Below are 25,783 nucleotides of genomic sequence, written 5' to 3' on the forward strand. Positions count from 1 at the left end.
TGCCACTTTGTTCGGGGTGGGGGCGGTGCTTAACTGGGGTCTTGGCACACCCTGAAGGAGCCCCGCGATGAACCTCCACCAGTTCGCTGAAACCCACGAAGTCACCAACCAGCCGCCAGCTTTGGACGGCGCCAATCTCTATCGGATCGACCTGCCGCTGCAGCAATGGATGCGCCGTTTCGATGCCGGTTGGGCCGAGTCGCGGGTCGACGCCTATGGCGCCCTGGCCGGTGGTCCGTTGATGGAGGCGGGGTTCCTGGCCAATCAGAACAAACCGGTATTTTCCAGCCACGACCGCTTTGGCCACCGGATCGATCTGGTGGAGTTTCATCCCGCCTATCACCAATTGATGCAGGCGGCGATCGAAGCCGGCCTGACCTCACTGCCCTGGACCGATCCGCAAGCGGGGGCCCACGTTGCCCGCGCCTCCATGACCTATCTGCACAGCCAGGCCGAGGCCGGCAGCGGATGCCCGCTGACCATGACCTTCGCCTGTGTACCGGCCTTGAAGCTGCAACCTGATATCGCCGACCAGTGGCTGCCCAAGATCCTTGCCACCCGGTACGACCCGCGCAATGTCGGCATGCAACACAAGGCCGGGCTGACCATCGGCATGGCCATGACCGAGAAACAGGGCGGCACCGATGTGCGTGCCAACACCACCCGGGCCTACCCGGTGGGGGCTGGCGGCCCCGGGCAGGCGTACGAGCTGGTGGGTCACAAATGGTTCTGTTCGGCGCCGATGTGCGATGCCTTCCTGACCCTGGCCCAGACCGACAAGGGCCTGACCTGCTTCCTCCTGCCCCGGCACCGTCCCGATGACACGCGCAACCAGTTCTATATCCAGCGCCTGAAGAACAAGCTCGGCAACCTTTCCAACGCTTCCAGCGAAGTGGAGTTCCGCGGTGCCCTGGCCTGGATGATTGGCGAGGAAGGCCGCGGCGTGCCGACCATTATCGAGATGGTGGCCATGACCCGTTTCGATTGCATGGTCGGCTCCAGCTCCCTGATGCGCCAGGCCCTGACCCAGGCCAGCCATCACTGTGCCCATCGCACCGTGGGCGGGCGGGTGCTCAGCGAGCAGCCCCTGATGCAGAACGTGCTGGCCGACCTGGCCCTGGAAAGCGAAGCGGCCCTGGCCCTGAGCATGCGCATGGGGCGGGCCCTGGATCATCTGGACGATGCCCAGGAGGCGAAGTTTTCCCGGCTGGTGACGGCGGTGGGCAAGTACTGGATCTGCAAGCGGGCCCCGGCGATGATCAACGAGGCGGCGGAGTGCATGGGCGGTGCCGGTTATGTCGAGGACAGCATCCTGCCACGGCTGTACCGCGAGGCGCCGGTGAACTCCACCTGGGAAGGCTCCGGCAACGTGCAATGCCTGGATGTGCTGCGAGCCTTGTCGAAGGAGCCGGGCGTGCTGGACGCCTTGTTCGCCGAATTGGGCAATGGCCATGGCGACAAGCGCCTGGCCGCCCATATCAACGGGCTGAAGGAGAGCTTCAAGGACACCGGCGACATTCAATACCGTGCTCGTCAACTCACCGAGGACATTGCCCTGGGCCTGCAGGCCAAGCTCTTGCTGGAAGCCGGCAACCAGGTGGTCAGCGACGCCTTTATCGCCAGCCGCCTGGGCGGCCAGGGCGGGCGGGTCTACGGCACCTTGCCGCGTGGCCTGGACGTGGCAGCCATTGTCGCCCGCTCCTCCCCTCAGGGCTTCTGACCCTCCCTGGCGCCGGCTTCCCGGCGCCTGCGGTGATTACGCTGTTCCCGTGGGACGGTCTTGCAGGCAAGATGAACGCCTGCAAGTTCAGAACACAGGATGCTTATCGTGACCGAAGCTTTTATTGTCGTTCAAACCGCCGAGCAAGCCGTGGACCGGCTTGCCGCCCTGCATGAGCGGGCCACCACGGCGCTGAGCCAGGCGCTCAAGCGTTATCTCAAGGACCGGGTCGAGCCGGATGCCGAGCAACGAGCACTGTTTCGCTACCCTGAGTTGCGCCTGACCTACCACTGCCACGGCGAAGTCCCACAGACCACAAGGGCCTATGCCAAGGTCCAGTTGCCGGGCACCTACAGTGTCACCGTGACCCATCCTGCAGCCTTCCGTAATTACCTGCTCGAACAATTGGTGCCGTTGATGCACGACTTCACCGTGACGGTGGAAGTGGGCGTCAGTGAGCAGAACATTCCTTATCCCTATGTCGTGGAGCAGGGCGACGAGCTGGCAGGTTCCGGCGTGACCGCTGCGGCGCTGGCGCGGGTGTTCCCGAGTACCGACCTGTCGGCCGCCACCGACGGCATCGCCGATGGCCTCTACGATTGGGAAAATACCCATCCGCTGCCCCTGGCGCTGTTCGATGCCGCGCGAGTGGATTTCTCCCTGCGGCGCCTGGTGCACTACACCGGTAGCGACTGGCGTCATGTGCAGCCGTGGATCCTGCTGACCAACTATCACCGCTATGTGGACCAGTTCATCGTTCATGGCCTGGAGCAGTTGCGCAGCGATCCGCGCTTTGTGCGCATGGTCCTGCCGGGCAACGTGATCATCGAGAAAAGCATGGATCACGGCGAGGCCTCGGCCATCGCCGCCGGTGTGGTCTGGCACCGCTACCAGATGCCGGCCTACCACTTGCAGGCCAGCGATGGCCACGGTGTGACTCTGGTGAATATCGGTGTCGGCCCGTCCAACGCCAAGAACATCACCGACCACCTGGCGGTGCTGCGTCCGCATTGCTGGCTGATGATCGGCCACTGCGGCGGCCTGCGGCAGTCCCAGACCATTGGCGACTACGTGCTGGCCCACGCTTATATGCGTCGCGACGGCATTCTCGACCGCGTGGTGCCGCCGAACATTCCGATTCCGGCCCTGGCCGAAGTCCAGTTGGCGTTGCAGCAGGCGGCGGCCAATGTCACCGGGGAAAAGGGCGAACAACTGAAGAAACGCCTGCGCACCGGCACCGTGCTGACTTACGACGACCGCAACTGGGAGTTGCGTTGGGCCGAGGAACGCCCGCTGATCAACCTGTCCCGGGCCGTGGCGGTGGACATGGAAAGCGGCACCATCGCCGCCCAGGGGTATCGCCTGCGAGTACCATACGGCACCTTGCTGTGTGTCTCGGACAAGCCATTGCACAGTGAAATCAAGTTGCCGGGCGCGGCCAACGCCTTTTATGAGCGTGCGGTCAGCCAGCATCTGAAGATCGGTATCGAAGCGGTGGACCTGATGCGCAGCGAGCTCAACTCCCTGCACTCGCGCAAACTGCGCAGCTTCGACGAGCCGCCTTTCCGCTAAGCGTTTAAGCCATGGTCATTTGGCGGTCAGGCCACTAGCATTGTCGGTCCTGATCGCTGAATGTTCCTGCTCCCATGTCCCGTCCGCCCCGTCCCGCTTCCCGCCGCCCTGGCGCCAAACCGTTTTCCTCCTCTCCCGCCAAGCGTGTGGCCAAGGCCGCGCCGGTCGAGCCGAAGCTGATCCTGTTCAACAAGCCTTTCGATGTGCTGACCCAGTTCAGCGATGGCGAGGGGCGGGCCACGCTCAAGGACTTCATTGCGGTCCCCGGGGTCTACCCGGCCGGGCGCCTGGATCGCGACAGTGAAGGGTTGCTGCTGTTGACCAATGACGGGCAGTTGCAGGCGCGCATCGCCGATCCCAAGCACAAGCTGGCCAAGACCTATTGGGTGCAGGTCGAGGGCGAGCCCAGTGCCGAGCAGTTGCAGCGCTTGCGCGAAGGTGTGCAGTTGAATGACGGCATGACCCTGCCGGCCGAGGCGCGCCAGCTCGAAGAACCGACGCTATGGCCGCGCAACCCGCCGGTGCGCTTTCGCAAGAGCGTGCCCACCAGTTGGCTGGAGTTGGTGATACGCGAGGGGCGCAACCGCCAGGTAAGGCGCATGACCGCTGCGGTGGGGCTACCGACCTTGCGCCTGGTGCGGGTCAGGATCGGCGACTGGACCCTGGACGGCCTGGAGCAGGGCCAGTGGAAAGAAGTGGCGGCGCGCTTATAAGGCGCCGGACTCGATCAGGCCGATCACCACGCTCTTGATGATGAAGGCTGCAACGCCTAGGCCCAGCACGAAGAACAGGATGAACGAGCCGAAGCGCCCGGCCTTGGACTTCTTGGCCAGGTCCCAGACGATGAAACCCATGAAAATGATCAGGATGCTGACCAGGCCGGTCATCATCCACTCTTCGAATACTGCTGGGTCCATCACTCATCTCCAGTGCAGGCAGGGCAAAAAATGCCGGGCGAGTATACGTCAACGCCCGCGGCCCAAGCATTGATCTGCATGCGTTATGTCGCCACAGCGGGGGCCGGGATTCAGTTGCGCAGGTGGGTCAGCGGCAGTTCGGTGCTGTTGAGCACCTGATTGAGCACAAAGCTCGAACGCACGCTGGTCACGCCCTCGATACGGGTCAGATGGCCGAGCAGCAGCTTCTGGTAATGGTCCATGTCCGGTACCACCACCTTGAGCTGGTAGTCGGCATCGACCCCGGTCACCAGGCTGCACTCCAGCACCTGGGGCAGGCTGCGGATCGCGGCTTCGAAATTCTCGAAGCGTTCCGGCGTGTGCCGGTCCATGCCGATCAGGACATAGGCGGTCAGGCTCAGACCGAGCATCTTGCGGTCCAGCAGGGCGACCTGGCGGGAAATGTAGCCATCGTCCTCCAGCTGCTTGACCCGGCGCGAGCAAGGGGAGGGCGACAGGCCGATGCGCTCGGCCAGTTCCTGGTTGGAGATACGGGCGTCGCGTTGCAACTCCGCCAAAATGCTCAGGTCGTAGCGGTCGAGTTTGCTCATCAATCAGGCCTTTGTCGTAACTATTGCGTTGAATTATCTATCTTGAGTTAAAAATTGCGCAAGTGGTGTTTTTACAAGCAATCTTCGCAATCCTCTGTCTTCGCTGCGCGCCTATTCTTATCACCAGAATCATTGCCCGGACATAGAGTCCACTGCGGCCCGCCGAATCAGGCCTGCCGCGGCCGCCAATCCCACAGGGTTGAGCCGGCCCCCGGGCTACACACTGTCCAGAAGACGGAGTGAGGTGAGCCGGCGTCAAAAGCGCCGAGCACGGACAAAATCTCAAAGGGCGGCCGACGGGCCGCCCTTTTTTATTGCCTGCGAAATAAGTCTCGTGACTGATAACCTGATGCAGAACCGCCCAGGGCTTTTTCAGTCTTATGTACAGGCCCCCCCCTATCCGCAGTGAGGAATAGCATGAAGTCGCGCATCTGGCGTATGGCAGGTGTTGGTGTGTTGTGCCTGAGCGTCAACGCTCAGTTGCTCGCCGATGAGCGAGACGAGAATCGGCCGCCTGCGCAGCATGGCGCTCCCGGGGGCGAGCAGCGAGAGCATCAAGGCCAGGGCCGCCCGGAAAATGCCCCGCCGCGGCCCGCCAATGTTCCCAACCGTCCACCACCCAGTGCGCAGCCACAGCGGCCGCAGAATGAAATCATTCGCGGCGATAACAGCCGTCAGTTCGAGCACAACGGCCAGAACCCGGGAGGGCAGTGGCAGAACCGGCCTCAGCACGATCCCAATCAGCAGGTTCGCCCGGCCCCTGTGCCACAACCCCAGGTGCAGCAGCCAAACAACCTGCCGATCCAGGGCCGCCCCGACACCGTGCGCCAGACCCAGGAGCCACAGCGTGGCTACTATCAGGACATTCCCCGGCGCAACGACTACAACCAGCATTGGCAGGCTGGCGGCCCGGGCTCTCGGCCAGGTGGCGGCCATCCCAACGACTACCGCTGGCCGGGCCGCCCCGATGGCAATGGCTGGGGCCCCGGGCCGCAGTACCGCCCCGGGTATGTGATCGACCGCTTCCCCGGGCGCAATGACCGGGTCGCCTATCGCGGCCAGGATTACTTTTTTTCCGGTGGTTACTGGTACCGCCCGCAAGGCCCGCGCTATGTGGTGGTGCGCCCGCCCTATGGCATTCGCGTGACGTACCTGCCCGACTATGCGCGGGAAGTCTGGATCGGCAGCGCGCTGTTCTTTCTGGCGGCAGGGGCCTACTACACCTACGAAGCCAACACCCAGCAGTACGTGGTGGTCGAGCCACCTGCCGGCGTGCCGGTTGCGGACCCGCAGCAGAGCGGCAATGGCTATGACGTGCTGGCCTACCCGGTCAACGGCCAGTCGCCGCAGCAGATCGACCAGGACCGTTACGACTGCTATCGCTGGGCGGTGCAGCAGAGCGGCTTCGATCCTGCGAGCGTGACCTATCAGCCGGCCCCGCAAGTGGTCCAGGCCTACCGCCAGGCCCAGGGCAACTGCTTGAGCTCACGGGGCTATCAGGTGACCTACTGAGCCCTGGCTGCCTTCACCACTTCCTGCGGGTCGGCGTGCACCAGCACTTCGGCCCGTGGATAGGCCTTCTGGATGGCATCGGCGGCCTGGTCGCTGATGCCATGGGCCACCGAAAGGGTCAGTTCCCCGGGTAATTCCAGGTGCAGTTGGACAAACCAGTGGCTGCCGGAAATCCGTGTGCGCAGGTCATGGGCTCCCAGTACTCCCGGCACACTACACGCCAGCTCCAGCATGTGCTGGCTGACGTCCGGTGGCAGCTCCTGGTCCATCAGCACCGAGAAGCTCTCCCGGGCGATCTGGATCGCGCTCCAGAGAATGTAGACGGCAATCCCCAGGCCGAACCAGGCGTCCACCTGATGCAGGCCGAACGCCGCCAGCACCAGGGCCAGCAGGATGCTGCCGTTGAGCATCAGGTCGGAGCGGTAGTGCAGGGAGTCGGCGCGCACTGCATTGGAGCCGGTCGCCCGGATCACCCGGTGCTGCAGGAGCAGCAGGGCAATGGTCAGCGCCAGCGACAGGACGATCACCCCGATGCTCAGCCAGGGCGCGCCTACCGGTTCCGGATGTTGCAGGCGTTGCGCCGCCTGGAAGGCAATCAGAACCGCGCTGCCGGCGATGAACAATGCCTGGGCCATGCCCGCCAGGGACTCGGCCTTGCCGTGGCCATAGCGGTGGTCGTCGTCTGCCGGGCGCAGGGCGTAATGCACTGCCAGCAGGTTGAGCAGCGAGGTGAAACCGTCCAGTACCGAGTCGGTGAGCCCGGCGAGCATGCTCACCGAGCCGCTGAGCCACCAGGCGACAGCCTTGGTCACGATCAGTATGCCCGCCACGGTGACCGAGGCGCGGGTGGCCAGGCGCAGGAGGCGGGCGTGTTCCGAGTTGGCGGTCATTGATGGCGGGTTCCTGGGTAAAAGTGATCAGGCAGCAGGTTGCAGGCCGTACAGCGCCAGTTGCTGCACGCTGCCCTTGTGCTGGATCAGGCGTGGGTCATCCAGGGGGAAACTGCCCCCCAGTTCGCTTTCCAGGATGGCCTGCAGCTTGCGGTTGTCGACTTTACCGTCGGCGCCGATGGCCTGTTGCAGTTTTTCCGGCGCGATCTGCGCGGTCTTGCCCGGCTCCAGGTAGATGGCCCCGGTGGCGAAGTCGACGCCGAAGGCGATCAGCCCTGGGATCACGTAGAACAGCAGGCCAACGGCATCCAGCACAGCCACCAGGGGATCGATCTTGCCGTCGATCTGGCCGCGCCGGTCGGGGAAGAAGATCGAGCCGCAGGCGGTGAGTTGGGTCAGCAGGGTGGCCACCAGAACGCCGCCGATGACACGGTGGGAAATACGCATGGAAATCTCCTAGCAAGCACGAAAGCAACGAGGGATGAAGCGGGGTGTTGAGTCTTGTCGATCAGCACTCAGACCATGATTAACCCCAGGCAGTTCGCCGTTATACTCGCGCCTCTGTTTTGGAGCCAGCATGAATTCTTTGCCAATTGATGAAGTTTTGCCTGCACTGCGTACCGCCCTGGCGACACGCCATGAAGCGGTGCTCGAAGCCCCGCCCGGTGCCGGCAAGACGACCCGCGTGCCCCTGGCGCTCCTGGACCAGGATTGGCTGGCCGGACAGACCATCCTCATGCTCGAACCCCGGCGCCTGGCCGCCCGGGCCGCCGCCGAGCGCCTGGCCAGCGAGCTGGGAGAGAAAGTCGGCGAGACCGTGGGTTATCGCATCCGCCTGGACAGCAAGGTCGGCCCGCGTACCCGCATCGAGGTGGTCACCGAAGGCATCCTCACCCGGCGCCTGCAGGATGACCCGGCCCTGGAAGGCGTCGGCCTGCTGATCTTCGATGAATTCCACGAACGCAGCCTGGACGCCGATCTGGCGCTGGCCCTGAGCCTCAGTGGCCGCGAGCTGTTTCGTGACGAGCAGCCACTGAAGATCCTGCTGATGTCGGCGACGCTGGAAGGCGAGCGCCTGTCGACCCTGCTCGGCGATGCGCCGATCCTGCGCAGTGAAGGGCGCATGTACCCGGTGACCCAGCGCTGGGGCCGACCCTTCCAGCCCGGTGAATTCATCGAGCCAAGGGTGGTGCAGACCGTGCTCGAGGCCCTCAACGATGAAAGCGGCAGCCTGCTGGTGTTCCTCCCCGGCCAGGCGGAGATCCGCCGGGTGCACCAGCAGTTGGCCGAAGCCCTGGGCGAGCGCAGTGAGATCCTGCTCTGCCCGTTGCATGGCGAGCTGGACCTGGCAGCCCAGCGCGCAGCTATCGACCCGGCGCCGTCGGGCAAGCGCAAAGTGGTGCTGGCCACCAATATTGCCGAAACCAGCCTGACCATCGATGGCGTGCGGGTGGTGGTGGATGCCGGGCTGGCGCGGGTGCCGCGTTTCGATCCCGGCAGCGGCATGACCCGCCTCGATACCCAGCGTATCTCCCGGGCCAGCGCCACCCAGCGCGCCGGGCGTGCCGGGCGTCTGGAGCCCGGCGTGTGCTACCGCTTGTGGTCGGCCGATCAACAGGAGCAACTGGCCGCCTATGCCAGTGCGGAAATCCTCCAGGCGGACCTGGCCGGATTGGCCCTGCAACTGGCGCGCTGGGGCGTGACGCCAAATCAACTGGTATGGCTGGACGCTCCCCCCAGTGCCGCTTATGCCCAGGCCCAGGACTTGCTGGTGCGCCTGGGGGCGTTGAATGACGATGGCAGCCTGACCCGCCACGGCCAGGCGATGGCCGAGTTGCCGGCTCACCCGCGCATCGCCCATCTGCTGCTACGCGGCCAGTCCCTGGGGTTGGCGCCGATGGCTTGCGATGTCGCGGCGCTGCTGGGGGAGCGGGATATCCTGCGCGGCGCCGGCGCCGACCTGCACAGCCGCCTGGTGCTGCTTGGCGGAGAAGAACGTGCCGCTCGCGGAGCCCAGGGCGGGGTGCAGCGTGCCCGACAACTGGCGCGCCAGTATCGGGGCTATCTGCGCGGGCAGCCCGAGGCTGCGGTGGCCGACCCCGAGCACCCGCGCTGGCTCGGCGCCCTGTTGGCCCTGGCCTATCCCGACCGGGTGGCCCAGCAGCGGCGCCCCGGCGGCGCCGAATACCGCCTGGCCAACGGCCGCGCGGCGCTGTTCAGCGAAACTGACAGCCTGATGAAGCAACCCTGGCTGGTGATCGCCGACCTGGGCAGCCGCCAGGGGCAGCGCGAGGAACGCATCTACCTGGCGGCGGATTTCGATCCGATGTTGTTCGATTCGGTACTGGCGGAGCAGGTGCGGCAAGTCGATCAGCTGGATTGGGACGAGCGCGAAGGCGTGCTGCGGGCCGAACGCCAGCGCAAGGTCGGCGAACTGGTGCTCAGTCGCGAACCGCTGAGCGGGCTGGATGAGTCCGCCCGCACCCTGGCCCTGGTCAATCTGGTCCGGCGCAAAGGCCTGGAGCTGTTGCCCTGGACTCCGGAGCTGCGCCAGTGGCAGGCCCGGGTAGCGTTGTTGCGTCAGCTGGACCTGGAGGCCACGGGCACCAGCCAATGGCCGGATGTCAGTGACGGGGCCTTGCTCAAGGGGCTGGAGCAGTGGTTGCAGCCCTACCTGGGCAAGGTCTCGCGGCTCAGCCACTTCGCCAACCTGGAACTGGCCGGAATTATCCACAACCTGCTGCCCTGGCCACTGCCTCAGCGCCTGGATGAGCTGGCCCCCCATCACCTGACGGTGCCTTCCGGGTCGTCGATTTGCCTGGACTACAGCGAGCATCCACCCATCCTGGCGGTACGCCTGCAGGAGCTGTTCGGCCTGACGCAAACACCGCGCATTGCCGGTGGCCGCCAGGTGGTCAAGTTGCACCTGTTGTCTCCGGCGCGACGTCCGGTACAGGTCACCCAGGATCTGGCGAACTTCTGGCGCAGCACCTACGCCGAGGTGAAAAAGGACCTCAAGGGCCGTTATCCCAAGCACTACTGGCCGGATGACCCGCTGATCGCCGAAGCCACGGCGCGGGTCAAACCGCGCAAATAACCCGAACTCCCGTACTGCCCTGTAGCCGCTCTGGGGTTTATTGCGCCGGCAAGAGGAACCGGGCCAGCACCGGCAGGTGGTCGGAGATGCGCAAGGTGTCGTCCTGGCGCACCCGGGATTCGACTCGCTTGAGCCGCGGGCTGTAGAACAGGTAGTCCACCGTGCGATCCGGGCCGTCGAGGCTCGGGTCGTTGGGGTAGTGGGTCAGCCAATGCGCGCGGTCGACGCCGCTGGCCTGGGTGTTGCTGGGAATCATCGGGTATTTGTCCCACAGCAGGTGCAGCGGGCTGTCGGCACTGTAGGGCGCCCGTTGCACGTCGCTCAGTCGCTGGTACTGGCCCAGGGGCAACAGGTTGAAATCCCCGCCAATCAGCCAGGGCGTGCCGCGGCCTTCGAGTTTATCCAGGACTTTACCAATGGCTGCGACCTGCCTTGATTGCGTCTGGCCAGGCGTGCGAGCACGTTCCAGATGGGTATTGAGCACCGCCACCTGGCCGCCGTCGTTCAGGGGCAGGTAGCTCAGCAGCAGGGCCTCCCTGGGCTGGAACTGCCGGCCGATGAAGCCGTGTTCGGCTGTGGGCAGTTGCAGGCGTTCGGCGTGATCGATGCGATAGCGGCTGAGGGTGGCCAGTTGTCGGCCGACGCTGCCGAAGATATGCGGCGATGGTACGAAATCGGCTTTCCAGTCGTACGCCTGGGTGCTGCAGGGGTAGAGATCGGTGAGGCGTTCCTGCAGGAGTTTGAGCTGGTCCTGGTAGGCGCTGGCCTTGGCGCCGTTGTCCACTTCCTGCAGTAGCACCAGGTCCGGTTGTTCGTCGCGGATCACGCGAGCCACTTCGTCGAGGCTGAAGGCCATGTCCTCCAGGGTCGGCTGCTCGTCCTCGCCCTGTGCCTGGTCGTTCCAGAACACATAGCGCTTGCCCGCCAGGTACTGCAGGTTCCAGGTCATCACTTTCAGGGCCTGGCCCGGCACCAGCGGCGCGGCCTGGGCACTGCAACTGACAGCGAGGCTTTCCTTGGCCTCCGGGCGCCAGGTCAGGCTGTAGACCAGCCCGGCCAGCACCAGACCGATCAACAACAGGCTCAACAGGGTGATGCGAAGTAGACGGATCATCGGCTCGGCTTATGGCGTTGCAGGATGGCCCCGGAGCATAACCGAGAGCACGGCCGTCACCCAAGGGGCAGAGCGGCCGGGGGGAGGATTCAGCGCTTGTCCGGCTGCTCGCTGATCAGCATGAACAGGCGGAACAGCACCACGCTGGTGAACAGCTGCAGAAAGCTGTAGGCGCTATCGATGGCCAGGGACAGCAGCGGGTTCAGCGGTTCGGAATAGGCTGCTTCACTGGCACCCTTGAGCAGCCACAGCGGGGTCATTACCGCCAGGATGCACACCAGGATCCGCAGGAAGTGCCCACGGCTGAGGCGGAAACTTTCACTGATGGCCGCCAGCGGCGCCATGCCCTTGAGCACCAGCAGGTACTCGGCGAAAGCCAGTACCACCATCAGCCACAGCCCCGGCAGGAAATACAGCGACAACCCCAGCAGGATCAGCAGGGTGCTGACCGCCGTCAGCAGGGCAAAACGCGGCCACAGGGCCAGGGCCATGGCCAGCAGGTCCCGGGTACGTGGCGACTCGCCCCGGGTGCGGGCGTCGAGAAACAGGATCAGCGCACCGGTGTACAACGGATACACCAGAAGGCCCACCACCACGCTGTAGCCCGGGAAGGTGTCGGGGCCCAGGGCGCTGTTGACCCCTTGTTGCAGCAAGGCTTCGAGAATCACCAGCGGCAGGCACAGCTGGGCGATCTGCCCGAGGTTGCGCTGGAAGAAATACAGAGAGTCACGCAGTACATCTAACGGATTCATTCGATGAGATCGCAGTTGAAGAAGCGGTTGCACACTTTAACCGATGCAGGCCCCGCCCGAGCAAACGTAAACCTTGGGTAAAGACCATTGAAAGTCGTCGCACCAGCCCCATAACTGGTGCGTACCACCGCTCTGTCCGAGCGGCGGACCAGATTTCTACCGGCAATCTAAAGAGGTCGCCATGAACAACCAAGAGCAAACCCTGATCGATGGACTGTTTTCACGGTTGCAGCAAGCCGAAACGGATTCAGCCCCGCGCGACGCCCAGGCAGAGGCGCGGATCAAGGAGCATCTGACCCGCCAGCCTGCGGCCGGGTATTTCATGACCCAGGCGATCCTGGTGCAGGAGGCCGCACTCAAGAGCCTCAACGAGCAGAACCAGCAGCTGACCCAGCAAGTCCAGCAATTGCAGGCTGACCTGCAACAGGCCCGGGCCCAGGCCAGTGCTCCGGCACCGGCGGCCGGTGGCGGTTTCCTGTCGAGCATCTTCGGCGGTTCCCGCGAGCCACAGCCGGCACCGAGCCAGAGTGCACCGCCACCGTCGTCCGGTGGTGGCTGGCGTGAACCGGCGCGTTCTTCCTTTGGCGCCCCCGCGCAACAGAACTTCGGCGCGCCGCAGCAGAATTACGCCGCACCGCCACAGAACTATGCACCGCAGCAGGCACCGGCGGCGGGTAGCAGTTTCCTGGGCGGCGCCTTGAAAACTGCCGCCGGCGTTGCGGGCGGGGTCATGCTGGCCCAGGGCATCAGCAGCCTGTTCCACAACAACCAGCAGCCCCAGGAAATCGTCGAAGTCATCAAGGAAGAACCGGCGCCGGCCAGCGACAACAGCGGCTGGGGCAATGACGACCAGCGCCTGGCCAACAACGACTCCTGGGGCAACAACGACCAGGGTGGCTTCAGCAACGCCGACTACGACAACGACGACAGCTCGTTCTTCTCCGACGACGACTCCTTCGTCTGACCTGCGTCGGTCCGGGGCAGACACCTGCCCCGGACCGATTATTCGCGGAACAATCCCTGCGACTGGCATACTGGGCGACTTTTCGGGGCCTGAGGCCCGATCCAGCCCTTGCGCTGCTGCGCCATGAGGATTAGCGGTGAAGAAAATCGCTGTGTTCGCCGATGTCCAGAACCTCTACTACACCGTTCGTCAGGCCTATGGTTGCCACTTCAACTATGCGGCGCTGTGGGCGGATATCAGCAAGCAAGGGCAGATAGTCGAAGCCTATGCCTATGCCATCGACCGTGGTGACAGCAAGCAACAGCAGTTCCAGCAGATCCTGCGCAACCTGGGCTTCACGGTAAAACTCAAGCCCTATATCCAGCGCAGCGACGGCTCGGCCAAGGGCGACTGGGACGTGGGCATCACCATCGACATCATGGACGCTGCGGCCCATGTCGACGAAGTGGTGCTGGCTTCCGGCGACGGTGATTTCGACCTGCTGCTGGAGCGCATCATCCACAAGCACGGGGTCAGCGCGGTGGCCTATGGCGTGCCGGGGCTGACCGCCAATTCGCTGATTCGCGCGGCTACGCGCTATGTGCCGATCGAAGGCGCCTTGCTGCTTAAAAGCTGATCAATTTTCATACGGAGCAGGACAGGTTTGGAACGCATTGCCGTCATCGACTTTGAAACCACCGGGATCTCCCCGAGCAGCAGTTGCCGGGCCACGGAAATAGCCGTGGTGATCCTTGAGCAGGGGCGCATCGTCGAGCGTTACCAGAGCCTGATGAACGCCGGCGTGCGGGTGCCGGCGTTTATTGAGCAACTGACCGGCATCAGCAATGCCATGTTGCGCAGCGCACCCCCGGCAGAGCAGGTGATGAACGAGGTCAACGAGTTCGTCGGCATCACGCCGTTGCTGGCGCACAACGCGGCCTTCGACCAGAAGTTCTGGGATTTCGAGCTGGGCCGGATCAAGCGCACCCGCCTGCAGAACTTCGCCTGTTCGCTGCTGCTGGCCCGGCGCCTGATGCCGGCGGCTCCTAATCACAAGCTGGGCACCCTGACTTCATTCGCCGGCCTGCCGCACACCGGCCAGGCTCACCGGGCCATGGCCGATGCGGAAATGGCAGCCAACCTGGTGGCCCACCTGGCCGGCGAACTGAGGCACAAGCATGGCCTGCGCGAGCTGTCCCATGACTTCCTGTGCAAACTGCAGAAGGTTCCCGCGGCCAAAGTCCCCGAACACCTCAAGCGCCACCGCGGGTTCTGAGTCCCGAGGTTCATTTGCTTTCCAGTTGCCCCAGGGGCACGCGCCGTTCAATGGCACTGGAGAGCACGATGGAGGTCTTGCTGAAACCGAACTGGGCCACGCGGTTGATCAACTCCTCCAGCTCCGGCATCGATCCCACTGCGGCCTGCATGATCACGCAAGGGTCGCCGGTGACCCGGTGGCACTCGGTGAGCTGGGGAATCTTGATCAGTTCGTCATAGGCCTTCTGGTTGCCGTGCTGGGCCAGGCGCAGTTCGATCACGCACTGGATCGGCAAGCCGACCTTGGCCATGTCGACTTTGGCCTGGTAGCCGGTGATCACTCCGCTGGCCTCCAGCTTGGCCACGCGTTCGGCCACCGCCGGTGCCGAGAGATTCACCTTGCGTGCCAGCTCGGCGTAACTCGCCCGGCCATTTTCCAGCAGGCTGGCCAGGAGCATGCGGTCGTACTTGTCCATGGAAGGCTCTCGATCTATCCAGCTTTCGAAAGCACGGTATATAGCCCTTATCTCCATCTTTTGGAAAGTGTACGGGCGTTATAAACAGGTTTTGTAACTTAAGTTCCCTGGGCCGAGTTTCTAGAATAGACCTCCCCCTGCCTGCCTCAGAGCCGCCTCCCATGCCTGGCCAAAGCCGTTTTCCGCTGCCGTTGATAGCCGCCTTTTTTGCCCTCTATGTAATCTGGGGCTCGACGTACCTGGTGATTCGCATCGGTGTCGAATACTGGCCGCCACTGATGCTCGGCGGCATTCGCTTCATCATCGCCGGTAGCCTGATGTACGCCTTTCTGCGCTGGCGCGGGGTGCCGGCGCCGACCTGGGCGCAATGGAAGGCCGCAGGGATCATCGGTGTGCTGCTGTTGAGCTGTGGCAATGGCGCGGTAACGCTGGCCGAACACTCCGGGGTGACCTCCGGCGTCGCGGCGCTGGCGGTGGCCACGGTGCCTTTGTTCACCTTGCTCTGCGGGTATTTCTGGGGTGCACGCAACACGCGCCTGGAGTGGGCCGGGATCGTCCTCGGGATGATTGGCATCGGCATGCTCAACCTGGGGTCCAACCTGCAGTCGAGCCCGATGGGCGCCGCCTTGCTGCTGTTCGCTGCGGCGGCCTGGGCTTTCGGCTCGGTGTGGAGCAAGCATTTGCCGCTGCCCCAGGGCGCCATGGCCAGTGCCGCGGAAATGCTCGTCGGTGGCGTGGTACTGATGATCGGCAGTGCCCTGAGCGGTGAGCATCTGGACACCCTGCCTCCGATGGAAGGCTGGCTGGCCCTGGCCTACCTGGCCGGTTTCGGTTCGATCATCGCCTTCAACGCCTACATGTACCTGCTCAAGCACGTGCGCCCAGCCGCGGCCACCAGCTACGCCTATGTCAACCCGGCGGTGGCGGTGCTGCTGGGCATCGTCTTCGTCGGCGAAACCATTGGCATCGAGGAGGCCATGGCCATGCTGGTGATCATCAGTGCCGTAGTGCTGATCGGCCTGCCCCAATGGCGCAAGCCCAAGGCCGCGGCCCAGGAAGAGGCGGCCTGATCACTGTCCCGGTGGCAGGCCGGCCAGGCTCCGTTGGAGAAAGTCGCCGATGACCTGGCTCGCTTGCTGGTGAATCGCTTCGCGGCTGCGCTGGCTGCCGTCCCGGCAGATGATTTCATCCTCGGGGTTCTCTTCCCGGAGCAGGGCCGTGGCGCCTGGCTTGCAGATTTGCATGAAGCTGAAATGGCTGGCATCGGCGATCACCAGCAGGCTGGAGGTGGCCGACGGCAGGTGGGTTTCCAGGTAGCCCGACTCCTGCTCCACCGGCATGCTGGCAATATCGACTCCTGCTCCCAGGATCAGGGTTGGCGTCTGCACCGCTGACAAGCTTTGCGGGGTGAACCCACGGACCAGCCCCGGGTCCAGGGAGACGACCGCCTTGACTCGCGGGTCCCGCAGGTCGGTGCCCAGAGAGCCCTGGTTTTGCGGTGCAATCCCCAGCTCCGGAGCCAGCCCGCACAGACGCGGGTTGGGATGCAGCCGACATTCCTCAAGGAAGCGTTGCGGGCTATAGCGGGCGCCGGCCAATGCGGTGACCGTCCAGCCGCCCAGCGAATGGCCGATGGCGGCGATGCGCTGCGGGTCGACCGCGCCTGCCAGGGACTGGTCAGCGCTCAGTGCGTCTATGACCCGGCTCAGATCCCGGGGACGCTGCCAAAGCTTCGCCGCTTCTTCCGGACGCTGGTCGAAACTCGTGGTGCCCGGGTGGTCAGGGGCGGCGACCACATAACCCTGGCCGACCAGCGAAGTGACCAGCCAGCTGAGGTTGCGCCAGTTGCCGCGATAGCCGTGTGACAGGACCACCAAGGGATGGGCCGCAGGGGCAGGAGAGGCATCCTTGATGGTGGGCAGGCCCTGGAAGACCGGGTTCTCTGCCGATACCAGGAGCGGGCTGGCGGTTTCGGTGGGGTACCAGAGGGCGACATGCAGGGGGCGCTGTTTGCTTGCATCGGGCAGGGTTATTTCACGAAAACCGACGAGCTCGGCGGCGCAGGCCAGGGGAAGGAGCAGGGAGAGTGAAAGGCCCGCTAGCATCCGTGCGGACAGGGCAATCTTGGGCATTGAAGAACTCCATGGGCAAAACGTCAGTGGCCTGCCAATGGGCGCGCTGGGTGGAATCGAGCGGCGATCGACGGCAGTGGGTGGGCGACGACCGGGGCAGTCGCCGCCCACCCTTTTTAACCCACATTGCCGGGAAAGGGTGACCCAATTGTGCAGCTGGCGGTTACCCACTTTGCATCAGTTACAGGTACCGGCGTCGAGCCAGACCTTACCGGAACCATCTGGCCCGGTGAACGCCGGGTTGCCCGGCTCATTGCCCTTGACCCACCAGCGAGCGATGTAAAAGCGCCCGTTATGGCTGACTCGGTCCTTCGCCACATAGGTGCCCTGGGCCGACCATGGGCCCTGGCAAGCGGTACTTTCTGCCTTGACCGTCACGCTGTGCTCGCGAGTCACGCTGTGATGGCCGTTGCCCAGGCTCAGGGTGATGCGGTAGGTGACGTCTTGTGCTGTTTTGGGGGCGACGAACTTCATCGAGGTCCCGGCCGCCTGGAAGTCCACGCTCGGGTTCACATTCCAGCGGTAATTCAGCGGCAGGCCAGCAGGGTCGCTGGAACCTTTGGCGTCGAGCACCACCGTTGCTCCGGCTTTGGCCTGGCCCGGGCCGTCGATGCTGGCCAGTGGCGGCTTGACCGCCGGCTGTTCGCCTTCGCTGGCGCACGGACCCAGGTCACGCCAGACCTTGCCGGAGCCATCGGGCCCGGTGAAGGCCGGGGTGCCCGGTTCACTGCCCTGGGTCCACCAGCGCGCTTCGTATTGACGGCCTTTCCACTGCACCTGGTCCTTGGCTACATAGGTACCGCGAACCTGCCACTGGGGCTTGCAGCTGCCGCTGCCGGCCTTGCCCTTGATCAGCATTTCGTGGGTCTTGAGGGTGCTCTGCTTGCCGTTGCTCAGGCTCAGGGTGAAACGGTAGCGGGTGTCTTCAGCCAATTCTGGTGCGGTGAAGGCAATACGCGGACCGTCGTAGGTAAAGTCCAGCTTGGGCGAGGCTTCCCAGGCAAAGCTCAGGGCCGCGCCTTGTGGGTCGCTGGAGGCGGACGCATCCAGCACGATCTGTTCACCTGCATTGGCTTCAGTCTTGCCGCGGATCACGGCCACTGGCGGGGTGCCGGCATCCACAGGTTTGAGCGAGGTCACCTTGACCTGGTTGTCGGCGCTGAACTCACCGTCTGCCAGCAAGCTCCAGGGGCCATTGAAGCTGTGGCTGGAGTACACCTGGTAGCCCTTGATATTACCCGCCTGGCCCTGGTCCTGGCGTGGCAGGTAGCGCAACTGAGAGAAACTGTTATTGCTGCCCATGTCGATCACGATCTGGTGGGGATAACGGGCGTCGGCGGCCGAACTCCAGTAGGAGTTGGGGTTGTCATCGAGCACGTTCGAGCCCGAGGTGGTGCCGGATGCCACGCTGCTGGTTGAGTGGACACGCCAGCTGTTTCGAGGAAGGGGCTCGCCTTTGGCGCTGGCCAGCATCAGTTCGGCGATGCTGGCGTTGTTCTTGCCGTCCACCGAAGTGGTCGCCACGAGCTTCAGGTAGGTGCCTTGGGCCGTTTCCCGGGTGTGGCCGTAAGCGTTGCCTTGCAGGATCAGGTCTTCAGCCGCCATACCTTCGGTCCTGATAGCCAGGTACCAGCGGCCCGGCTTTGGATCCTTGGCCCCGAGACCGACTATCTGGCTGAGGGCCGAGCGGTAGTCGTAGCTGGTGGTGGTTGGTTGAGCGCCATACTTGAGCGACAACTGGACCTGGCCGCCCTTGTTGGTACTGGTGCCGGGCACCACGGTGAAGGCCAGGCGCTGGGTGCCTGCCGGTACATCCAGTGGGAAGTAGCGGGTCTGGCCTTTGGCCTGGTTGATCCGTTCTTCGAGAATCGTGATCAGGTTTTCACTGTCCAGCGGCACGACTGAGGGGGCGTAGGCGGAAATCTTCGCAGCGTTCTCGCGCCAGACCCGGGCCATGTTCGCCGTTCGAGCATCGCCCAGGGGCACGCCGAGGTGGTCCTTGAGGTCCGGGTTGGAGAAGTAGCCGACGTGGTTGCCGCAGAGGATGGTGCCGACCCGACCGTTGTTGTGGCCGAAGCGGTAGTTGTCGTTGCCGTCGTTGCAGTGGCTGCCGCCGATGTTGTGCGCCAGTTCGTGGCGGAAGGCGGCCGAGGCGCTGATGGCGTTGACCGAGTAGCGGCCGTTCACGTAGGCCCAGCCGGCGGCGGTGTCCACCCCGGGTGTGCCAACGGTGAATGCGGCGACCAGGTCCGGGCTGTATTTGCGCATGCCATCGGCGAACAGGTTTTTGACATCGGCCAGCACCGGGGTGGTGATCGGGTAGTCGTTGGCTATCACCTGGGTGCCGGCCAGGCGCACACGCACATTCTTGATCTGCGAGTTTTCCACGGCACGGTTGACCGAGGCGACCTGGGCCAGGGCGTAGGCCTCATGGTCACCGATGTAGTTTGCGGCTTTCTGGGTGAAGCCTGCCAGCAGATCGATGACGATCTCGCCCTGGGCGTTGCGGTGGGTCAGGTAGTTGCGCTGACCGCTCTGGGTCTCGATCAGGTTGGGTACGTCGTCGCCTTCGTTGGGCACGGAGTCGATATTGCGCGGGTCGAAGGAGTGCTGGTTGTTGAGGCGAATCAGCGACTGTTCGCCACTGGCGTTGCCGCGAATCATCAGGTTACTGTCAGGCATCAGGGCGATGAAGCTGCCGTCGCCACGGGCGGCGACAAACATTTCCTGTGCGGCGCTCTGGGAGCGGTTGTTGCTTTGCAGCGTGCCGACCATGACCTTGAGGCCCTTGAAACTGTCGTTCCGGTCCGGAATGAGGCTGCGCAGGCGCATGCCGATTTCCTGCTGCAGACGTTCGGTTCCCGCGTCGGCGATGTTGCGCTGGGCCGGATTGGCCATCAGCGCCTGGATATTGATGAAGGGGCCGTCGGCCGCGCTTTCGGCGCGTGGCAGGGCCGCATCGGCAGGTTCATCGGCGGCCTGTACCAGGCCCGTCATGGGTAGCAATACGACAGTTCCCAGGCTGGCCACACAAAGGCGGGTGGCACGGGACAGGGTGTTCAATCTGAAGGTCGGCATAACCATTCCTGGATATACACAGCGCGGCGCAAACCTGGCGAACAGGATCGTGAAAGCGTCCGCGCTGATGATGTGGATGAGGAGTTGTGCCGGCGGCGGGCATCATAGGCAGCGGCGCTGGTGCCGTATATTCGAAGCCTGGCTTTTAGTACCTGTCCTAGGGAACTTGCCCGTACGAAGGGCAAGAGCACTGTTGTGCCAGGGGCGTTTGCCGTGTGTCGGGTGCTGCCGGCGGAGGGTGCAGAAGGGCCGGCGAGTTGGCCAGAACGGCCGGGGAGACAGCGTGGTTGCAATAAAAAACGCCGGGCAATGCCCGGCGCGGTGGCTTCAGCCTGAACGGGTCACTCGAACCCGCTCAGCAGGACGAGGGCGAATAACACTGCCGCCAGGGCCAGGGAAAACAGCAGGCTGATTCCCGCCACTCGCCATAGTGAGAAGAAGCGCCCGTTGCCGGCCTTGTGCTCTATCACCTGGGGGCCGAACAGTTGGCGTGCGTAGGCGTTCATCCCGTAGATCGGCGGCAGGATGAACACCACCGCAGGGATACTTTCCGGAAGAAAAAAGCCTGCCACGCTCATGGCAATGAAAAGGCCGATGCCCATGGCCCAGACTTTGTTCACTTCGCTCTCGCGGCCCATGGCCTTGAGGTTCTGGCTGATGAAATAGGCGCCGGCCACGGAGGTGCCGATGAAGGTGCTCAGGCCAATGGCCGCCACGCTGTAGAGGTACAGGCTCTGATCGGTTGGCTTGCTGGCCAGGAGTTTGGCGGCAGGGGCCTGGAAGGGGTTTTGGTTGTCCATGCGCGGTGAGGCTCCTTGGGAAGGGCAAAGGGGCGGTTGAGTGCCAGCTCGGGTGTTGCGCCGCCCTTGTGCGCGACCCGTGGCAAACAGTGGGGCGAGCATACACTCACCGGGGCGGGCTTGGCAGGCCTGGGGCGGCCCGGGAGCGAGCCCCTGAATTAGGGTAAACTGCCGCCCATTGCGTCCCTGTGCTGACTTTTTCCTACGGTACCCCCATGACATTCGCCACTCTTGGCCTGATCGAACCCCTGCTGCGCGCCCTCGAAACCCTCGGCTACCAGACCCCGACCCCGGTGCAGGCGCAAGCCATTCCGGCAGTGCTGGGCGGGCGTGACCTGATGGCCGCGGCCCAGACCGGCACCGGCAAGACCGCCGGTTTCGCTCTGCCGCTGTTGCAGTTGCTGACCCTGGAAGGGCCGAAAGTCGATAGCAACTCGGTACGCGCGCTGATCCTGGTGCCGACCCGGGAACTGGCCGAGCAGGTCCACGAAAGCGTGCGCCAGTACGCCGAACACCTGCCGCTGCGCACCTATGCGGTGTACGGCGGGGTCAGCATCAACCCGCAAATGATGAAGCTGCGCAAAGGCGTGGACCTGCTGGTGGCGACTCCGGGGCGTCTGCTGGACCTGTTCCGTCAGAATGCGGTGAAGTTCAGCCAGTTGCAGACCCTGGTGCTGGATGAGGCCGATCGCATGCTCGACCTGGGATTCTCCGAAGAGCTCAAGAGCATCTACGCGGCCCTGCCGAAGAAACGCCAGACCCTGTTGTTCTCCGCCACCTTCTCCGACGCCATCCGCCAGCTGGCCGGGCAGATGCTCAACGATCCGCTGAGCATCGAGGTCAGCCCGCGCAACGTGGCTGCCAACACGGTCAAGCAATGGGTGGTGCCGGTGGACAAGAAGCGCAAGCCGGAGCTGTTCAGCCACCTGCTGCGCAAGAATCGCTGGAAGCAGGTGCTGGTGTTCGCCAAGACCCGCAACGGTGTGGATGCGCTGGTGGAGAAACTCCAGGGCCAGGGCGTGAATGCCGACGGCATCCATGGCGACAAGCCACAGGCCACGCGTCAGCGCGCCCTGGACCGGTTCAAGGCCAGTGAGATCCAGATCCTGGTGGCCACCGATGTGGCGGCCCGCGGCCTGGACATCGAAGACCTGCCCCTGGTGGTCAACTTCGACCTGCCGATCGTGGCCGAGGATTACATCCACCGCATCGGGCGTACCGGCCGTGCCGGTTCCACCGGCGAGGCGATTTCCCTGGTGTGCGCCGACGAGGTGAACCTGCTCTCGGCGATCGAGATGCTCACCCGCCAGACCCTCAAGCGCCATGAGGAACAGGATTTCGAACCCGAGCACCGGGTGCCGGAAACCGATGCCAGTGGCCAGGTGGTGAAAAAGCCGAAGAAGCCCAAGAAGCCGAAAACCTCCGGCGGTGGCGGCAAGCGCAACCTGGGCAAGTGGGTGGACAGTGGCGAAGTGGCTGAAGCTCCGGCGGTGAAACCGGTGCGCAAGGTGCCGGCTTTCAACACCGGGCCGCGCAAGCGCAAGCCTTGATCTGACATCGCGCCGGGCCCTTCGCCGGCAAGCCGGCTCCTACCCTTTCGTAGGCGCCGACTTGCCGGCGAAGCTGTTTATGGCTGGCGCCGCAACCACTTCAGCATCCCCAGCCCCGCCTGGCGCCCGCTGGCAAAGCAGGCGGTCAGCAGGTAGCCGCCGGTCGGCGCTTCCCAGTCGAGCATTTCCCCTGCGCAAAACACTCCAGGCAACTGCCGAAGCATCAGGTCGTCGTCCAGGGCTTCAAACATTACGCCGCCGGCGCTGCTGATGGCTTCGTCCAGTGGGCGAGGCTTGATCAGCGTCAGGGGCAGGGCCTTGATGGCTGCCGCCAGGAGCGCCGGGTCATTGAAGGCCGGGGCGGGTGTCAGTTCTCGCAGCAACGCCGCCTTTACCCCCTCGATCCCCAACTGGCTCTGCAAGTGCTTGGCCATGGACCGCGAGCCGCGTGGCTTGGAAAGGGCGGCCTGGACCTTGTCCAGGGGCTTGTTCGGTAGCAGGTCGATATGGATCGTCGCCTGCCCGTGCCGGTTGATGGATTCGCGAATCGGCGCCGACAAGGCATAGATCAGGCTGCCCTCGATGCCGCTGGCGGTGATCACGCATTCACCCAGCCGAGGCACATCGTCATTCAGGCCGATGGCCACGTTCTTCAGCGGCGCGCCGGCGAATTTGCTGCGCAGCAGCTCGCTCCAGGCGCTGACCTCAAAACCGCAATTGCTTGGTTGCAAGGGCGCAAGCTGCACACCGCGCTGTTCCAGCAGTGGCAGCCAAGCCCCGTCGGAACCCAGTCGTGCCCAACTGCCGCCGCCCAATGCCAGCAGGACCCCATCCGCCCGTACCGCACTTTCACCCTCGGCATGCCGGATGCGCAGGCTGCCGTCGGCATTCCAGCCCAGCCAGCGGTGCCGGGTGTGGATAACGACTCCGGCATCGCGCAGGCGCTTGAGCCAGGCGCGCAGCAGCGGCGCAGCCTTCATGTCGGTAGGAAACACCCGGCCGGAGCTGCCGACAAACGTCTGGATACCCAGCTCATGAATCCACTGGCACAGCGCCTCGGCGCCAAATTCCCGCAGCAACGGGGCGATGTGCGGTGCACGCTCGGCGTAGCGCGAGAGGAAGGCCGGATAGGCTTCGGAGTGGGTGATGTTCATGCCACCGACCCCAGCCAGGAGGAATTTTCGGCCCACCGATGGCATGCCGTCGTACAAGTCGACCTGAACCCCGGCCTGGCTCAGTACCTCGGCGGCCATCAGGCCGGCGGGGCCGCCGCCGATAATCGCGACGTGGTGGGGCGTGGAAGAGTGCGATGCAGTCATGGCAGAGGCGGGGCTGAGGAAATAGGCCGGGCATTCTACCCGAGGTGCAGGGGGCTTGCTGGGTCGATGATGCCTGGTCAAAAACTAGACAGCGGGCTGCGGGCCTTGTGTCCCGTGGGCTGGCTCGACTTTCGCGCAGGTTGTCCACAGGCGGCTCCACAGCGATTGGGGGTAAGCGCTACGGCGTCGCCGGAGGCCTGCTGCGCCCTGATCAAAAAACAGGCACCGCTCTGCAGGCCTTGCAGAGCAAGGGGCCTAGCGTCTTTCGCGCAGGTTATCCACAGGCGGCTCCACAGGGATTGGGGGTAAGACACTCACAACTGTATGACCATCTGATGTCACTGATCAAAAAACAGGCGATGGCCTTGAGGCCCCGTGGGACAAGGGCTGCAGAGGCTTTCTCCCAGCTTATCCACAAGCGGTTCCACAGTGGATGTGGGTAAGGCCTGCGGATGTCAGTAGCACCCTGACGATTCCCAGACCTTCTGGGCACTGTGGTGAAGAATGCCGTGGCGCCGGGCCAGGGCCTGGCGGTCCTTGCTGTAGCCACCGCCGATCACGCCGACCACCGGGATGTCGCGGCCCAGGCAATGGCGCATGACCCGTTCGTCGCGTTCGGCCACGCCGGCATCGGTGAGTTTGAGGTAGCCCAGGGCGTCGTCCTGATGCACGTCGACCCCGGCGTCGTACAACACCAGGTCCGGCTGGTACAGGGGCAGCAGGTAGTTGAGGGTGTCGTCCACCACGTTCAGGTAGTCGGCGTCGCCCATGCCCATGGGCAGCGGGATATCCCAGTCGCTCTGGGCCTTGCGCGCGGGGAAGTTCTTTTCACAGTGCAACGAGACGGTCACCGCGTCGGCGGTATGTTGCAGGATCCGCGCGGTGCCATCGCCCTGGTGCACATCGCAGTCGAATATCAGCACCCGGCCCACGCGTCCGCTTTCCAGCAGGTAATGGCTGATCACCGCCAGGTCGTTGAAAATGCAGAACCCCGCCGGGTAGTCATAGTGGGCGTGGTGGGTGCCGCCGGCCAAGTGGCAGGCCAGGCCGTGTTCCAGTGCCTGTTCGGCGGCCAGCAAGGAGCCGCCGACGGCACGCACCGTGCGCCGGGCCAAGGCTTCGCTCCAGGGCAGGCCAAGGCGCCGCTGGTCCTCCCGGGACAACTCGCCGCTCATGTAGCGTTCGATATAGGCCGGGTCGTGGGCCAGGGCGAGGATTTCTGCCGGGCACAGCTCGGGGCGCAGCAGGTCGGCGTCGCGGGTCAGGCCGCTGGCCACCAGGTGATCGCGCAGCAGGCGGAACTTGTCCATGGGAAAGCGGTGCTCCGGCGGGAACTCGGGGCTGTAGTCGTCGTGATAGATCAATGGCAATGGCATGGCATTTTCTTAGAGGAACCCGTGAAGGATCCTACCAGCGATGTAGACTTGCACCCACGTAAACGGAGGGCACTGATGGAGCCGATACTGCAACTCGAAAGCGCGCGCCTGCTGCTGCGTCAATGGCGCGACGATGATTTGCCGGCATTTGCGGCAATGTGTGCCGATCCACAGGTCATGCGCTACTTTCCGGCGCCCTTGAGCCGTCTGGAAAGCGCGGCGCTGATCGGCCGGGTGCGTGGGCATTTCGCCGAACATGGCTTCGGACTCTGGGCCCTGGAGCGTAAGGATAGCGGTGAGTTCATCGGTTTTACCGGTCTGGGCGTCGTGGGTTTCGAAGCGCCCTTCACGCCGGCGGTGGAGATCGGCTGGCGCCTGGCCCGGGAGCACTGGGGCCTGGGGTATGCCAGCGAAGCGGTCTGGACCGCCTTGCGTTGCGCTTTCGATCGCCTGGCCCTGGAAGAAGTCGTGGCCTTTACCACCCGCAACAACCTGCCGTCGCAGAAGGTGATGCAGGCCATTGGTATGCATCACGCTGCCGAGGATGACTTCGAACACCCGAACCTCGCTGGCGATCACCCGCTGCGCGAGCATGTGCTGTACCGCATTACCCGCGAACAATGGTTGGAAACCTTGCATGGATAGCAAGCGCGCACGTTTAGAATGTGCCGATGAGGTGCGACCCCAA

The 25,783-nt window shown here is 64.2% G+C and carries 23 protein-coding genes; 11 read left to right on the forward strand and 12 right to left on the reverse strand.

Annotated features, from left to right (window positions below; all coding sequences use genetic code 11):
* Positions 1-67 precede the first annotated feature (67 nt).
* The 3 genes from M2395_RS29300 to M2395_RS29310 all read left to right on the forward strand — a co-directional run bounded on the left by M2395_RS29300 (position 68) and on the right by M2395_RS29310 (position 4,005).
* A complete protein-coding gene (locus M2395_RS29300) occupies positions 68-1,720 on the forward strand; it encodes an acyl-CoA dehydrogenase family protein (RefSeq protein WP_011063643.1) in 1,653 nt (550 codons plus the stop codon).
* 99 nt (positions 1,721-1,819) lie between these two features.
* Positions 1,820-3,292, forward strand: a complete 1,473-nt coding sequence (gene amn / locus M2395_RS29305; protein ID WP_015637154.1) for an AMP nucleosidase — start codon at positions 1,820-1,822, stop codon at positions 3,290-3,292.
* A gap of 146 nt (positions 3,293-3,438) precedes the next feature.
* A complete protein-coding gene (locus M2395_RS29310; RefSeq protein WP_161466734.1) occupies positions 3,439-4,005 on the forward strand; it encodes a pseudouridine synthase in 567 nt (188 codons plus the stop codon).
* Here M2395_RS29310 and M2395_RS29315 read toward each other — a convergent pair.
* Together M2395_RS29315 and M2395_RS29320 are read right to left on the reverse strand one after the other, a co-directional pair.
* On the reverse strand, positions 4,000-4,209 hold the full coding sequence (locus M2395_RS29315) for a DUF2788 domain-containing protein (protein WP_003228500.1): 210 nt from the start codon (positions 4,207-4,209) through the stop codon (positions 4,000-4,002). The two genes, M2395_RS29310 and M2395_RS29315, sit on opposite strands and share 6 nt — an antisense overlap.
* A gap of 110 nt (positions 4,210-4,319) precedes the next feature.
* Positions 4,320-4,799, reverse strand: coding sequence for an Lrp/AsnC family transcriptional regulator (locus M2395_RS29320; RefSeq protein WP_011063640.1), 480 nt, complete (start codon positions 4,797-4,799; stop codon positions 4,320-4,322).
* Between the two features lie 417 nt (positions 4,800-5,216).
* Between M2395_RS29320 and M2395_RS29325 the strand changes: the two genes are divergently transcribed.
* Positions 5,217-6,311 (forward strand): DUF6515 family protein, encoded by a 1,095-nt coding sequence (locus tag M2395_RS29325; RefSeq protein ID WP_123431465.1) that lies wholly within the window; start codon positions 5,217-5,219, stop codon positions 6,309-6,311.
* Here the strand turns inward: M2395_RS29325 and M2395_RS29330 are convergent.
* Positions 6,305-7,201, reverse strand: a complete 897-nt coding sequence (locus M2395_RS29330) for a cation diffusion facilitator family transporter (protein ID WP_019093824.1) — start codon at positions 7,199-7,201, stop codon at positions 6,305-6,307. The two genes, M2395_RS29325 and M2395_RS29330, sit on opposite strands and share 7 nt — an antisense overlap.
* Before the next feature lie 27 nt (positions 7,202-7,228).
* Entirely contained in the window at positions 7,229-7,648 is a 420-nt protein-coding gene (locus M2395_RS29335; RefSeq protein WP_011063637.1) for a hypothetical protein, read from the reverse strand.
* 130 nt (positions 7,649-7,778) lie between these two features.
* On the opposite strand from M2395_RS29335, the gene hrpB reads away from it, so the two are divergent.
* Positions 7,779-10,298, forward strand: coding sequence for an ATP-dependent helicase HrpB (gene hrpB, locus M2395_RS29340; protein WP_123431466.1), 2,520 nt, complete (start codon positions 7,779-7,781; stop codon positions 10,296-10,298).
* 37 nt (positions 10,299-10,335) lie between these two features.
* On the opposite strand, the gene M2395_RS29345 is transcribed toward hrpB, so the two are convergent.
* Positions 10,336-11,412, reverse strand: coding sequence for an endonuclease/exonuclease/phosphatase family protein (locus tag M2395_RS29345; protein ID WP_015637151.1), 1,077 nt, complete (start codon positions 11,410-11,412; stop codon positions 10,336-10,338).
* Positions 11,413-11,501: 89 nt separating this feature from the next.
* Positions 11,502-12,164, reverse strand: coding sequence for a YciC family protein (locus M2395_RS29350; protein ID WP_011063634.1), 663 nt, complete (start codon positions 12,162-12,164; stop codon positions 11,502-11,504).
* Between the two features lie 181 nt (positions 12,165-12,345).
* Between M2395_RS29350 and M2395_RS29355 the strand changes: the two genes are divergently transcribed.
* From M2395_RS29355 to M2395_RS29365, 3 genes are all read left to right on the forward strand, one after another.
* Positions 12,346-13,128 carry a DUF2076 domain-containing protein gene (locus M2395_RS29355; protein ID WP_053154073.1) on the forward strand — a complete coding sequence of 261 codons (783 nt, stop codon included), beginning with the start codon at positions 12,346-12,348 and terminating at the stop codon, positions 13,126-13,128.
* 136 nt (positions 13,129-13,264) lie between these two features.
* On the forward strand, positions 13,265-13,744 hold the full coding sequence (locus tag M2395_RS29360) for an NYN domain-containing protein (RefSeq protein ID WP_011063632.1): 480 nt from the start codon (positions 13,265-13,267) through the stop codon (positions 13,742-13,744).
* Positions 13,745-13,771: 27 nt separating this feature from the next.
* Positions 13,772-14,383: a PolC-type DNA polymerase III gene (locus M2395_RS29365; protein WP_011063631.1), complete on the forward strand. Its 612-nt coding sequence runs from the start codon at positions 13,772-13,774 to the stop codon at positions 14,381-14,383.
* Positions 14,384-14,393: 10 nt separating this feature from the next.
* On the opposite strand, the gene M2395_RS29370 is transcribed toward M2395_RS29365, so the two are convergent.
* Positions 14,394-14,840, reverse strand: a complete 447-nt coding sequence (locus M2395_RS29370) for an Lrp/AsnC family transcriptional regulator (RefSeq protein WP_011063630.1) — start codon at positions 14,838-14,840, stop codon at positions 14,394-14,396.
* Between the two features lie 161 nt (positions 14,841-15,001).
* Between M2395_RS29370 and yedA the strand changes: the two genes are divergently transcribed.
* Positions 15,002-15,910 (forward strand): drug/metabolite exporter YedA, encoded by a 909-nt coding sequence (yedA, locus tag M2395_RS29375; RefSeq protein WP_011063629.1) that lies wholly within the window; start codon positions 15,002-15,004, stop codon positions 15,908-15,910.
* Here the strand turns inward: yedA and M2395_RS29380 are convergent, their stop codons facing one another.
* The 3 genes from M2395_RS29380 to M2395_RS29390 form a co-directional block, all read right to left on the reverse strand.
* Complete coding sequence (locus M2395_RS29380; RefSeq protein ID WP_185057810.1) at positions 15,911-16,972, reverse strand: alpha/beta fold hydrolase; 1,062 nt, start codon at positions 16,970-16,972, stop codon at positions 15,911-15,913.
* Between the two features lie 177 nt (positions 16,973-17,149).
* Positions 17,150-20,050: a discoidin domain-containing protein gene (locus M2395_RS29385; protein ID WP_123431467.1), complete on the reverse strand. Its 2,901-nt coding sequence runs from the start codon at positions 20,048-20,050 to the stop codon at positions 17,150-17,152.
* Between the two features lie 341 nt (positions 20,051-20,391).
* Positions 20,392-20,850: a hypothetical protein gene (locus M2395_RS29390; RefSeq protein WP_123431468.1), complete on the reverse strand. Its 459-nt coding sequence runs from the start codon at positions 20,848-20,850 to the stop codon at positions 20,392-20,394.
* Positions 20,851-21,065: 215 nt separating this feature from the next.
* Between M2395_RS29390 and M2395_RS29395 the strand changes: the two genes are divergently transcribed.
* Complete coding sequence (locus M2395_RS29395) at positions 21,066-22,400, forward strand: DEAD/DEAH box helicase (RefSeq protein WP_011063626.1); 1,335 nt, start codon at positions 21,066-21,068, stop codon at positions 22,398-22,400.
* A gap of 77 nt (positions 22,401-22,477) precedes the next feature.
* On the opposite strand, the gene M2395_RS29400 is transcribed toward M2395_RS29395, so the two are convergent.
* Both M2395_RS29400 and M2395_RS29405 read right to left on the reverse strand, forming a co-directional pair.
* Positions 22,478-23,719: a TIGR03862 family flavoprotein gene (locus tag M2395_RS29400; RefSeq protein WP_123431469.1), complete on the reverse strand. Its 1,242-nt coding sequence runs from the start codon at positions 23,717-23,719 to the stop codon at positions 22,478-22,480.
* 455 nt (positions 23,720-24,174) lie between these two features.
* Positions 24,175-25,095 (reverse strand): histone deacetylase, encoded by a 921-nt coding sequence (locus M2395_RS29405; protein ID WP_053154063.1) that lies wholly within the window; start codon positions 25,093-25,095, stop codon positions 24,175-24,177.
* Positions 25,096-25,170: 75 nt separating this feature from the next.
* Between M2395_RS29405 and M2395_RS29410 the strand changes: the two genes are divergently transcribed.
* A complete protein-coding gene (locus tag M2395_RS29410; protein WP_123431470.1) occupies positions 25,171-25,740 on the forward strand; it encodes a GNAT family N-acetyltransferase in 570 nt (189 codons plus the stop codon).
* Positions 25,741-25,783 lie beyond the last annotated feature (43 nt).

It is taken from the genome of Pseudomonas sp. BIGb0176 (genome assembly GCF_024810175.1).
Classification (GTDB): domain Bacteria; phylum Pseudomonadota; class Gammaproteobacteria; order Pseudomonadales; family Pseudomonadaceae; genus Aquipseudomonas; species Aquipseudomonas protegens.

What these genes read in the sequence shown, in the direction of transcription:
- M2395_RS29315 (WP_003228500.1), bottom strand. Translation starts at nt 4,209, where the DNA reads ATGGACCCAGCAGTATTCGAAGAGTGGATGATGACCGGCCTGGTCAGC.
- M2395_RS29300 (WP_011063643.1), top strand. Translation starts at nt 68, where the DNA reads ATGAACCTCCACCAGTTCGCTGAAACCCACGAAGTCACCAACCAGCCG.
- M2395_RS29390 (WP_123431468.1), bottom strand. Translation starts at nt 20,850, where the DNA reads ATGGACAACCAAAACCCCTTCCAGGCCCCTGCCGCCAAACTCCTGGCC.
- M2395_RS29350 (WP_011063634.1), bottom strand. Translation starts at nt 12,164, where the DNA reads ATGAATCCGTTAGATGTACTGCGTGACTCTCTGTATTTCTTCCAGCGC.
- M2395_RS29395 (WP_011063626.1), top strand. Translation starts at nt 21,066, where the DNA reads ATGACATTCGCCACTCTTGGCCTGATCGAACCCCTGCTGCGCGCCCTC.
- M2395_RS29330 (WP_019093824.1), bottom strand. Translation starts at nt 7,201, where the DNA reads ATGACCGCCAACTCGGAACACGCCCGCCTCCTGCGCCTGGCCACCCGC.
- M2395_RS29410 (WP_123431470.1), top strand. Translation starts at nt 25,171, where the DNA reads ATGGAGCCGATACTGCAACTCGAAAGCGCGCGCCTGCTGCTGCGTCAA.
- M2395_RS29400 (WP_123431469.1), bottom strand. Translation starts at nt 23,719, where the DNA reads ATGACTGCATCGCACTCTTCCACGCCCCACCACGTCGCGATTATCGGC.
- amn (WP_015637154.1), top strand. Translation starts at nt 1,820, where the DNA reads ATGCTTATCGTGACCGAAGCTTTTATTGTCGTTCAAACCGCCGAGCAA.
- yedA (WP_011063629.1), top strand. Translation starts at nt 15,002, where the DNA reads ATGCCTGGCCAAAGCCGTTTTCCGCTGCCGTTGATAGCCGCCTTTTTT.
- hrpB (WP_123431466.1), top strand. Translation starts at nt 7,779, where the DNA reads ATGAATTCTTTGCCAATTGATGAAGTTTTGCCTGCACTGCGTACCGCC.
- M2395_RS29335 (WP_011063637.1), bottom strand. Translation starts at nt 7,648, where the DNA reads ATGCGTATTTCCCACCGTGTCATCGGCGGCGTTCTGGTGGCCACCCTG.
- M2395_RS29370 (WP_011063630.1), bottom strand. Translation starts at nt 14,840, where the DNA reads ATGGACAAGTACGACCGCATGCTCCTGGCCAGCCTGCTGGAAAATGGC.
- M2395_RS29320 (WP_011063640.1), bottom strand. Translation starts at nt 4,799, where the DNA reads ATGAGCAAACTCGACCGCTACGACCTGAGCATTTTGGCGGAGTTGCAA.
- M2395_RS29380 (WP_185057810.1), bottom strand. Translation starts at nt 16,972, where the DNA reads ATGCCCAAGATTGCCCTGTCCGCACGGATGCTAGCGGGCCTTTCACTC.
- M2395_RS29345 (WP_015637151.1), bottom strand. Translation starts at nt 11,412, where the DNA reads ATGATCCGTCTACTTCGCATCACCCTGTTGAGCCTGTTGTTGATCGGT.
- M2395_RS29325 (WP_123431465.1), top strand. Translation starts at nt 5,217, where the DNA reads ATGAAGTCGCGCATCTGGCGTATGGCAGGTGTTGGTGTGTTGTGCCTG.
- M2395_RS29405 (WP_053154063.1), bottom strand. Translation starts at nt 25,095, where the DNA reads ATGCCATTGCCATTGATCTATCACGACGACTACAGCCCCGAGTTCCCG.
- M2395_RS29355 (WP_053154073.1), top strand. Translation starts at nt 12,346, where the DNA reads ATGAACAACCAAGAGCAAACCCTGATCGATGGACTGTTTTCACGGTTG.
- M2395_RS29385 (WP_123431467.1), bottom strand. Translation starts at nt 20,050, where the DNA reads ATGCCGACCTTCAGATTGAACACCCTGTCCCGTGCCACCCGCCTTTGT.